The sequence below is a fragment of the Daejeonella sp. genome (assembly GCF_046590655.1).
Lineage (GTDB): Bacteria > Bacteroidota > Bacteroidia > Sphingobacteriales > Sphingobacteriaceae > Daejeonella.
In genome coordinates, this window is the sequence record NZ_JBKJUM010000076.1 from 1 (window position 1) to 10,105 (window position 10,105).

Below are 10,105 nucleotides of genomic sequence, written 5' to 3' on the forward strand. Positions count from 1 at the left end.
GTATTAAAATTGGCTGACGGAGCTGAACTACTGGTATAAGAACCACATATTTTAGCGCCACCTTTCTTAATGCTTACTAATATTTTACTTTCCTGTACACGTCCATCTAATCTCCCATTATTTAATCTGGATGCAGCTGTAATGGTAAGTAAGGCTGCACCGCTTCCCCAATTAGCCGTATTGGCGTCAGGATTAGCCGGCAATGAAATGGTGATAGGGGTAATAGGATAGGTTTGTGCAAGTACCTGCACCGTAATTACCAGGAAGAAAAGTGTGAAAAGTTTTTTCATTACTGTTTATTTGGGTAATACAATACCTCGCCGCTCTGCTGCGGGGTCATTCATTTACACCTTACTAATGGTTGTATATTGCGGAATTGTGAGTGAATATTTCTAATCCTATGTTAATTTAAATTCAATTAATAACTGGGGCAACGCTGATCGCTTAACAGGTATTAACCAGTGTGTGTGTGACAGTTATGAATGAGTGTACGGTAAAACTTTTTTTTATTTTGTGCGTTTAGCCGGGGCCGTGTGCAGTTCAGCCGGAATAAAGACAAAGCGATACTTTAGCGAGCTTTCCCCCGCAGGCGGGGGCAGGGGGTGGACTTCTGTAAAGTAAAAGCCGGACAAGACCAATCGTAAACCTATTTTAGGACAAGACACACAACAAAAAATCCACCCCCAACCCCCGCCAGCGGGGGACACTGGGCGGACAAGACAATCTGATCTATTACAGATTGTTTAAATGAAACACTACATGCCTGAATTTCTCGATCCATAAGTTTACGTTTTCTGTAAACGTATTATAGGATTACATCAACCACTATAACTTTTTTAGGACGATACACAGCCTTTAGGCGTCATGCTTTCCCCCACAGGCGGGGGCAGGGGGGTGGATTACCGTTAAATCTTTCAATCCGACCGCTTACTAGTTACACCTTTACAATCGACGGTAGACCGATAAACTTGTTCTTCAGTCGGCCTTTATGGAAAATCCTAACAATAATAATCTATGGTATAATAAAAAGCTTCGGCGTTTTGCCCATCAGAACAGGGCTGATATGACTAAGGCGGAAGCCTGCCTTTGGAAATATGTACTGGGTGGCAGAAGGTTGTGCGGCTATCAATTCCGCCGACAAAGACCTATACTAAATTATATTGCTGATTTCATGTGTAAAGAGCTTATGTTAATCATTGAAGTGGATGGAATGACACACCAATGGGAAGAGGTTGCTGAAAATGATAAAATTAGAGAAGAAGCATTAACAGCGATGGGATTTACGATCATGAGATTTGATGACGATGATGTATTAACAGCGATCAATGGAGTATATTATCAGATAGAAGATTTTATTATAGAATTTGAACAAAAATCCACCCCCAACCCCCGCCAGCGGGGGACAAGCACAGCGACTTCCTCTTCAAAAAACACAGGGATAACACCTAAGCTCATCCGATAAGCCTATCCGCCCAGTTTTCCCCCGCTGGCGGGGGCAGGGGGGTGGATATCCGTTAAATCTTTCAATCCGCCCGTTTACTGGATACACCTCTACATTCCATAAGTGTGCGGTAAAATTATTGATGCTGGGCCTTTAACCATGCCGTGTGCAGCTCTATGGGAATAAAGAGAATTATTTTATTGCCAGGATTCTTTTCACTTTCAAATGCCGGCGACATGCTGATGGCTATTGCGCGGGTTCCGAAGCGGCTAAGGGCTGTAATTCTTTTTTTAATCAGTTCCATGCCCCGGCTTCTGTGCCCGCCAATTTCTTTCAGCGCCATACTGTTTTCAATCCCTATCCCATTATCAGTGATCCTGATTATCAAATTCCCGTCCTCCAGTTTCAATTCAATTAGTAATACTCCTTTCAGGGCAGAAGGCATCAAACCATGAAGCAAGGCATTCTCTAAAAGAGGCTGAAGGATCATTGTGGGAATCATCCAATCTTCCGTATCAACATGTTCATCAATGCTTATGTTATATGAAAATCTCTCATTGAAGCGCATTTGTTCTAAACGCAGATATATTTTTATGTTCTCTATTTCCTGTTCCAGCGGGACGAATGATTTCTGGGCAGCTTCAAAGTTTTTCCGGATCAGGGAAGCAAAATCACTGAGATAACGATTGGCATTTTGCCTGTCCTGCACATTAATATAATGCTGAATACTATTAAGCGCATTAAACATAAAATGAGGGTTCATTAATGAAGTAAAAGCCTGTTGCTCCAGCGATGCCGTCTGCACGCCTGCAATTGCCAGAGCTAATTTCGCTTCCTTCCTCTTTTTCTGCCTCCGGTTTACCAAATAAATGATTAGAATCTGTATTGCTATGGCTATTATGAACCAAAACCATATAGATTTCCAGAAGGGAGTGGCAATATCAAATTGAATACTCAGGATTTTATTGCTGATGTTTCCGTTTACGTCAACCGCCCTGACCAGGATGGTATGGGTGCCGGTGCTTAACTGAATGGCCAGCGTATTTTCGTCTAAATTTACCCAATTCTCATTTTTGTCCAAAGTATACTGCAGGTTCTTGAAATGGCCATTTAATTCTATACCGGCAAACTGCATTTGTATGTTTTGCTGATGATAGCCGAGTTTATATACTTCAGACAGGATGGTATCCCTTTGATTAATAGATATGCGAATCAATTTTACCGGAATATTGAATTTAGGGATGGAAATATTGGCAGGTATTACAGAAATGCCGTTCCCTGTTGCGGCATAGACAGTATCGTTCTGATACAGCATGTCATTAATTGAATTATTGGTTAGCCCGTCGTTAACAGAAAGGTTTTGAATGGAATAACTCAAATTCCGGCCTCGTAACTTATAGGTGATCACACTGATACCCTGGTTGGTTCCCAGCCATACTTTGCCAGGCCCCGCAGCGATTATGCTAAGTATAGAGTTACTGATCATACCCTCCATTTCTGTTATATTGATCAATACTTTATCGTCCTTTACAATCACCACTCCATTGCTGGAAGTGGCAGCCCATATCAGGTTATCGGCTGTTGCGCAAAGAGCGGTTATTCGCTGGCTAAGAAGGATATTGCTTTGAGAGAGAGATGAGGATACATCCTTTACATAGTCATATTTATATAAACCATCTGTAGAACCATAATAAATAAGCCCATCTGATGTTTTGGTTACTGCCATGATCCTTTTATACAAATTACCCAGGGGGCTAACTTTTTCTGTACGTGCATTTAGCCGGTTCAAACCTGATGTCAGCCCAAAAATCATGATGCTGTCATTATAGCTGATAGCTGTTTTTGCAGGATAATTTGCCAGGGTTAATGGATTTGTCAACTTCCTGGTATAATTCACATAGATACCTCCCTCAGAAAAAGTAAAGACCTTCTGTTGCGAAATCAATATTTTTTTTTGTCTGAAATCTTTGCTTTTCGAGGGTATGCGGTGAATTTTACTCGTTTTTCCGTCTGTTTCAACGACCTGACCGTATGAATTTCCCGCCAGTAAGCTTCCATCCGGTTTACGGGCGATACTTAAAAAAATAGTTCCATTCAAATCAGAAGGCATTTCAACCGTGGTAAATTGGCTTTTCTTGTAGAGAATTAATCCTTTATCAACGGTGCTTACCCAGATATTTCCCTTGCTATCGTTGAACATGGAGTTGGGCAAATAGTTGCCGCTGATAACCATTTGCTGCTGCAGCGTTTTTTTATCAAAGACATAAATTTTACCGGAGCTGCCCAGTAAATACACATAGGTTTGCGTAAATCCGAAGACAAAAAATGGTTCGGAAACCTTAAGCGAATCCTGTTTAAAACGAATAGGATTGACACTGAAATTACTATAAACCATGCACTTGCCTTGTGTAGGATAGAACGTATATAATTTTCCGTCGTCAATGGCTGGTTTTATATTTCTAACGGAAAGGTCCTTTTGGCTCGTTCTTGTAATCACCAGGCTATCAATGATCGTTGCCGCCTTTGTTTGGTAGAACTTTGTTTGAAATATGTTTAACGCGGAGTCAATGATGTTTCCCCTCCATCTTAACTGGGTTCCATCCTTGTTTTCCTTAAAAAGAAAACTGCCCTTTTTTAAAGCAGGGTATTCAATTAGTTTTTTGTTCCTGAAGATAAACGATCCCTGTTCATTCACATATAAGACACCGCCGTCCTTCAGCGGATAAGAATACATAATCCCTGTACCTTCCTTTACCTTTGCCAGGCTGCTGTCTTCCCCTGCATTAATGAACCTGTTTTGCAAATCATCAAAATAAGCGGGCTTCTGCTTGAAAGTGTTTATCCAGATGCGGCCTTTATTTTCCTTTATAACCTCCAGCACATCATTATCAGGCACACCATGACTGGTTGTGAACAACTGAAAGCGTTTTCCGTCGAACCTCGCAATTCCATTGTCTGTGCCTACCCATAAAAAACCGAATTTGTCCTCAACACACCGGTATACATTATTACTCGGCAGGCCATCACTTACCGTAAAAGCAGTATATTTTAATTGCTGTGCCTCGCAGGTAAGACTTATAGAGAAAATAAGCAAAAGAAAAACTGCAAAACGCATAGGCAATAAAAGATAATAAATCCGACAGGATAGGGAAGATACTATTTATGTTTGCCAAACATGAGGCTGGCCATTTTCATTTTTTCCAGAAAGAAGTCTAGCTGCCTGCGGCTGATGCTCCATTGATTGCCGTCGCTCATCTTTACAATGCCGCCATCTGTAGTGCTGTATTCCTTTATATATTTAAGATTTACGATATAAGATTTATGTATCCTTGCAAACTGAGTCTCATCAAGCAGATCTTCAAAATCTTTCAGCGTCTTACTGATCACCAGTTTCTGCATATCTTTCATATGGATAATGGTATAGTTACTGTCGGCCTGCAGAGATACCATATCATCCACTTCAATAAACATAATACTTCCTAATTGAGGCAATGCGATTTTTTTTTGGGCTGACTTCTGTTTAACTGTTTCCAAAAGATGCTCGAGTAAGGCTTGATTCTGTTCTGCAGCCGCCGGGTTGTTTATTGAGCGCGTTACTTTTTCTACTGCATTCCGGAGTTCGTCAATATTAACAGGTTTTAAAATATAGTCAACAGCGCTTGCCTTAATGGCCCGCAAGGCATATTCATTGTAGGCAGTTACAAAAATAATTTTAATGTTTGGAGATCTAAGGCTGCTGAGAAATTGGAAGCCATCTTCACCTGGCATGTTAATATCAAGAAAAATCACATCTGCATAATGAAATTGCAACCATTCCCGTGCCTCCACTGCACTTAGGGCTTTACCGGCAACCTCTATTCCCTTACAATCATTATGCAGCAGAAATTCCAGGCTTGTCAGGTTATTCAGCTCGTCATCAATCAGCAGGGCTTTTAGCATAAGAAAGCGTTAGAATTTAAAGGTACAAATAGTATGTGCTATTACTAAGACCGTTTCCTGAATGCTCATGCTGGCTGAGTGTGCGGTAAAATGGTTGAGCGAACGGTATTCCATCGCTTCCGGCGAGACCCGGGTGAGGTGCTATGTCCTTTCCTGACCTCGAGTTTGTGAAAGTGTCCATTAAGACGCGTTATCCCGTCCTGCAGAAAACATAAACCAAGAGGGTGGAATTAGAAGCGGGAAATGGCAGTAAGCTTTTTGATTGATGGCCAAACCAACTATTTTATCTGACGTACACACCAGATAGCAATGAATAAAAACACCTTGATTTATTTTAAGAGATTAATTACCCCGAACTAAAGTCCGGGGTTATGGAAAACTTATCTCTCATTCTGCTCAATCCCACTCAATTGCACCTCCACATCAGGAATAGGCAGGACAAACCGCTTATCATTCGCTTGCAGCATCGCCTGCTGATTATTTATTGTTCTGTTTAATGTGACGGCAAATTGACTATTAGGATTCAGCAGTCTGAGATCTGTCCATCGGGTTCCCCTGAATAAAAGTTCCTTTTCCGTTTTGCCAGGATTAGCGCTAAAGCCGCATCTGCATTTTGGACAGTAATAGGCTGGTGCGTCCCTTTTTTTCATCTTTGCTCAAGAAGGATATTTAAGGATTGTAAGGCAGTTGAAGTATTTTCTTTTCTGGCTAAACATTCTGCTTTAATAAAGTATAATTCGTTAACAGCTAAACCACCAAAAGCATCAAGTTACCCGTAGAGCTCTCTCTGAAGTTCCAGTCGCCGGAGACATTTTAAATGGATAACTGCGGGCGAAGCCGGTGAATATACATGCGGAATCGTCATACCAACCCAGAACGGGTTGAACAATTCACCTTTATCTATCAGCGGGTTCTTGGTGAAGCTTTTCTTTGCTTGAGGTTAATGTAGCCAGCCTAGTTTTTATTAATTTAATCTTCATTGTTAAATTACCCAGTCGGGGGTATTGTAAAAGTTTATCGGTTAATTAATTTTACTAAAGCTTTAATATAAGAAAATTGACAAGTATTAACTTTAACTAAATTTTTATCAACCATGGCAAAATATATTTCCATACTAATGTCAGATATTCCCAAACCATTTTGGGTGGCGGTTCAGTGGATTGATTCTCTAGCCAGCCTATTAAATTACAAATTTTGCACCGCTGTTATCAGCATCAAAACGAAAATAATTTTCTTACTAATTTTATCATTTTTTCTCTCTGCAACAACGTTTGCTCAGAACCGCTCAAAATTTTATCATAAAATTAAACGAGCTGATATTGAAAGCGGTTATTTAAAGCTTGTTTACACGAATAAAAGCGGTGCTAAAGAAGATATTTCGCTGTGCAGCGAATACCTTAAGGGAGTTATCACACTAGACAAAGCCGGAGTGCCTGTTGTTGATTTTTGGTCGATAACGGACGATAATAATTCTGATTTTTCCAAATGTATTTCAAACGGTACAGAACTTGGTAAGTTTGAAATAGATTTAAGTCCAAGAAAAACTATAGGTGATTCAACTAAGTACATTGTTGTGCCTTTCCGCGCTTGGACTTGGGGCGTTAGTGCTACCCCTTTTAGGTACAGACCCAAAACGGGAAATACCTTTTCTACTATTTCGTCCAGCTTAGGTGTAAACCTCAATTATGGTAGAACATTTGGTTGGTCAACAATTAGTCCCCGAGCTATAAACAACTTTTCTACTACGGTAGGACCATTCATTGGATTGTCCTCTGTTGATTTAAAGAAAAGTACAGTAAAAAGTCCGACAACCTGGACAACTGACAGGACAAATGCAGCATTTACCTATGGAATGAATGCTATTTTTGCCAGAAACAATTTTGGTTTAGTGTTATCTATTGGATTTGATAATAATTTTGGCGAAAATTCTAACGAATGGAGCTACCAGAAAAAAGCATGGTTTGGAATAGGCGTAAATACAAGTCTTGGAATCTTCTAGAATTTTCATCGATCTGATCCTCCTACTAGATTTTAACTTTGCTGGTGGCATTTTCCTGAAATTTGACTGGAATCGTAATTGCAACAAACTTTACATTCGATCGTGATACTGGCGAAATTTTTATCTTGCATTCGCCTGTCTGGTCGGTAGGTAGTTAATCAGCGGTTTTCCGCTCGACCTCCTGATTAATATTTTATCTCAAAGCTATTATTTCTAAAATTGATTCGACCCATTCTGGTATTAAATCAGCTTGGTCCGTAATCTTTCCCATCTCTATCTTTAAATAAGGGTATATTTCGTTATTATTATTTTTAATATCTATTTCGAGGCTGCTTACTAACAGGACATTGTCAAACTCCAGCACGTAGGTTTTTAAATTCTCGAATCCTTGAACGTAATTCGCAGTAAGGTTTTCCAACGAAACCTTATGTCCGCCAAGGGCGACCCGAACATTTACTCGTTCAATAGAGGCTTCCAAGCTTTCTAAACCAAAATATATCAGATTAACTTCATACCCTTTCTTACGGAACTCCATTACACTTTTCATAACATCAGCGGTCCTAAAATTAGTTTCGAAGGCACAATCTATAACTTTTTGTTGCACATCACGTTTCCACTCCGGAAAGACGTGATCGTTTAACGCATCAATAAGATTTCCACTGTCAGTTTGATTAAATCTGAGTTTTAATTTGGCGAATTCTTTATCGCCGTCAAAAATAGGGGTACCTGAGGGGAGCATATCTGCAGACATAGTACTCTTGCCGGCACCATTTGGCCCGGCAAAAACATATAATCTGGGTCTGGTCATTAATACTTATAGCGTAGAGTGCGCGTCTTGCCAGAAATGGAGTCAGTTTGAACGAGTTCGCGATGTGTAGCATACTCATGAACGAATATATTCATGGCTTTTCCGCTTTCGCGAGCGAAGTACACATTATACTGTCCTGCTTTGAGATGTTGGGCTTTAACTTTACGAACTTTTGGACGCAGTTTTAGCCCAAGTTCTTTTAAAGAACAGTCGAATATTGTCCTGGATGATTTTACTAATCTAGCCATTGCTATATACAAAGGTACTGGTTATTTCTATATTTTCACAAGCGCTTCAGAATTGTCCAAACCCACTAATTAAAATTAATTATAAGTCGGGTAGTAATAAAACTTTATTTCATCTTGTACGTGAATTTATTGTGTCTCACTTTTAATATTATCTCAAGGGAATACGGACTTCAGTATGATGTTTTATTTGTTTCATTATTTTTATTTCGATATAATTAAGTTTCCATCTGCAAAAGGGGATAATGAATATCCCTTTTGTCGAATAAATACTTAAATGGTAGGGCGAACCATTGTCGGCATACATAAAGAGACCAGTATGATCACGCCGATCACCGAAGTCGTTTTAACCGGCCTTAAATGCAACTGCATTTGCCATGACTGTAAAGGAGCGCTTGAGGCAGTGCTCAACACACGGAGAAGAAAACATTTCAGGCACAGCAATAAGAATAATTGCAATCCGAGTCCTGAAACTGAACTGCACTTGCTGGCCAAGAAAATTATTTTAGATAACACGGAGCTATATATTGCTGGTATAGGGATGCGTGCTTATACTGATCCTGTTACGGAAGTTTGGTGCAATGACCTCGTGCCCGATGCGACTGTCATTTTCGACGGATTCCCACTTTATATTGAAATTGTTGTTACAAATCCAATTAGCAATGCAAAGTTCCTAAAATATAGAGAAAGCCACTCGCCTGTGCTCGTCATCAACTTAGCGGAAGAAGACAGAATGATTGATTATGCTGCATTGGAACAAATGGTTATCCGGGAAGAATCAAATAGATACATCTTAAGCTATCCGAAGCGCCCAGCGAGCCTGACACATGAACCTATTTACTCTAAGGTCAAACAGTGTGTTTTAGCTGGATTAGCTATCGCTTTGGGAATCTTTCTTGTTAAAAATAGACTGAAAAAACGAAAATACCGACGACGGTTGTTAATCTTATTTTGGGGTTAAATGTAAGTTGTTGTTGCTCACAAACGTTTTGAATGTAATACAACCAGTTCAACTTGATTGGCTGAAACAATAAAAAAGGACCAACCGCATTTCTGCAGTCAGTCCTTCTGCTACGATTGGTTAATTCTGATAGGAGCCAGGTTGAATCGAGTTTGCAATTGCATTCTCGTCAGTGTATTCAACCTCTTCCGGATCGAACAATGCGGTGCAGGTGCCTGAGCTTTCGCAAGTATAATCCTGTCCTAAAACGTGAGTATCAGGGATGTCTACCCATACTCCGGCTTGCTTAGCGCGCAAATCCCCATCCAGGGCGGGTTTAAACGCACTACCTGTAATTGCCAGGGTTAACCCAGTATCAGTGCCAGGACTAGCTTTCTCACGAATCTCCATTACACTTTTCATAACATCAGCAGATTAAGCGCATTGGCAGTGTAAAAGGAGACTTTGAGCAATGTGTTCTGTTAAAAATCCGATCTAGTAACTGTTGTTTGTTGCTTTTGCATCTTGGACGGTAGCCGTATTCTCTTAACTTCTATAACAAATGCCGGGCCCCCCTTAGCTTAACTATACACATCAGGGAACGATAGCACTGATACTAAATGCCATTTACTCCTCTTCACCCCTCAATCCCAATTTCTCCTCCAGCAACTTATTATACTTATCCGACAATCTCTGATATTTTTCCGTCTGTTCCTGGTATTTTGCCAGCCAT

Annotated in this window: 11 protein-coding genes; 3 read left to right on the forward strand and 8 right to left on the reverse strand. The window is 40.2% G+C overall.

Annotated elements, in window-relative coordinates:
- Window positions 1-290: hypothetical protein (locus ACLL8Z_RS07730; protein WP_411274195.1), on the reverse strand; the 290-nt coding region annotated here is incomplete at its 3' end.
- A 698-nt stretch (window positions 291-988) separates the two neighbouring features.
- On the opposite strand from ACLL8Z_RS07730, the gene ACLL8Z_RS07735 reads away from it, so the two are divergent.
- A complete protein-coding gene (locus tag ACLL8Z_RS07735; protein WP_411274196.1) occupies window positions 989-1,462 on the forward strand; it encodes an endonuclease domain-containing protein in 474 nt (157 codons plus the stop codon).
- A gap of 115 nt (window positions 1,463-1,577) precedes the next feature.
- Here ACLL8Z_RS07735 and ACLL8Z_RS07740 read toward each other — a convergent pair whose 3' ends face one another.
- From ACLL8Z_RS07740 to ACLL8Z_RS07755, 4 genes are all read right to left on the reverse strand, one after another.
- A complete protein-coding gene (locus ACLL8Z_RS07740) occupies window positions 1,578-4,556 on the reverse strand; it encodes a histidine kinase (RefSeq protein ID WP_411274197.1) in 2,979 nt (992 codons plus the stop codon).
- Between the two features lie 41 nt (window positions 4,557-4,597).
- Entirely contained in the window at window positions 4,598-5,380 is a 783-nt protein-coding gene (locus ACLL8Z_RS07745; protein ID WP_411274198.1) for a LytR/AlgR family response regulator transcription factor, read from the reverse strand.
- Between the two features lie 16 nt (window positions 5,381-5,396).
- Window positions 5,397-5,561 carry a hypothetical protein gene (locus tag ACLL8Z_RS07750; protein ID WP_411274199.1) on the reverse strand — a complete coding sequence of 55 codons (165 nt, stop codon included), beginning with the start codon at window positions 5,559-5,561 and terminating at the stop codon, window positions 5,397-5,399.
- Window positions 5,562-5,760: 199 nt separating this feature from the next.
- Window positions 5,761-6,030 (reverse strand): hypothetical protein, encoded by a 270-nt coding sequence (locus tag ACLL8Z_RS07755; RefSeq protein WP_411274200.1) that lies wholly within the window; start codon window positions 6,028-6,030, stop codon window positions 5,761-5,763.
- A gap of 443 nt (window positions 6,031-6,473) precedes the next feature.
- Here ACLL8Z_RS07755 and ACLL8Z_RS07760 point away from each other — a divergent pair, with 443 nt between their 5' ends.
- On the forward strand, window positions 6,474-7,379 hold the full coding sequence (locus ACLL8Z_RS07760) for a hypothetical protein (protein ID WP_411274201.1): 906 nt from the start codon (window positions 6,474-6,476) through the stop codon (window positions 7,377-7,379).
- Window positions 7,380-7,572: 193 nt separating this feature from the next.
- Here ACLL8Z_RS07760 and ACLL8Z_RS07765 read toward each other — a convergent pair whose 3' ends face one another.
- Together ACLL8Z_RS07765 and ACLL8Z_RS07770 are read right to left on the reverse strand one after the other, a co-directional pair.
- Window positions 7,573-8,187 carry a zeta toxin family protein gene (locus ACLL8Z_RS07765; protein ID WP_411274202.1) on the reverse strand — a complete coding sequence of 205 codons (615 nt, stop codon included), beginning with the start codon at window positions 8,185-8,187 and terminating at the stop codon, window positions 7,573-7,575.
- Complete coding sequence (locus tag ACLL8Z_RS07770) at window positions 8,187-8,435, reverse strand: hypothetical protein (protein ID WP_411274203.1); 249 nt, start codon at window positions 8,433-8,435, stop codon at window positions 8,187-8,189. The genes ACLL8Z_RS07765 and ACLL8Z_RS07770 overlap by 1 nt, the downstream gene beginning before the upstream one ends.
- Before the next feature lie 274 nt (window positions 8,436-8,709).
- On the opposite strand from ACLL8Z_RS07770, the gene ACLL8Z_RS07775 reads away from it, so the two are divergent.
- Window positions 8,710-9,393, forward strand: coding sequence for a hypothetical protein (locus ACLL8Z_RS07775; RefSeq protein WP_411274204.1), 684 nt, complete (start codon window positions 8,710-8,712; stop codon window positions 9,391-9,393).
- Between the two features lie 120 nt (window positions 9,394-9,513).
- Here the strand turns inward: ACLL8Z_RS07775 and ACLL8Z_RS07780 are convergent, their stop codons facing one another.
- A complete protein-coding gene (locus tag ACLL8Z_RS07780; protein ID WP_411274205.1) occupies window positions 9,514-9,795 on the reverse strand; it encodes a hypothetical protein in 282 nt (93 codons plus the stop codon).
- Between the last annotated feature and the right edge of the window lie 310 nt (window positions 9,796-10,105).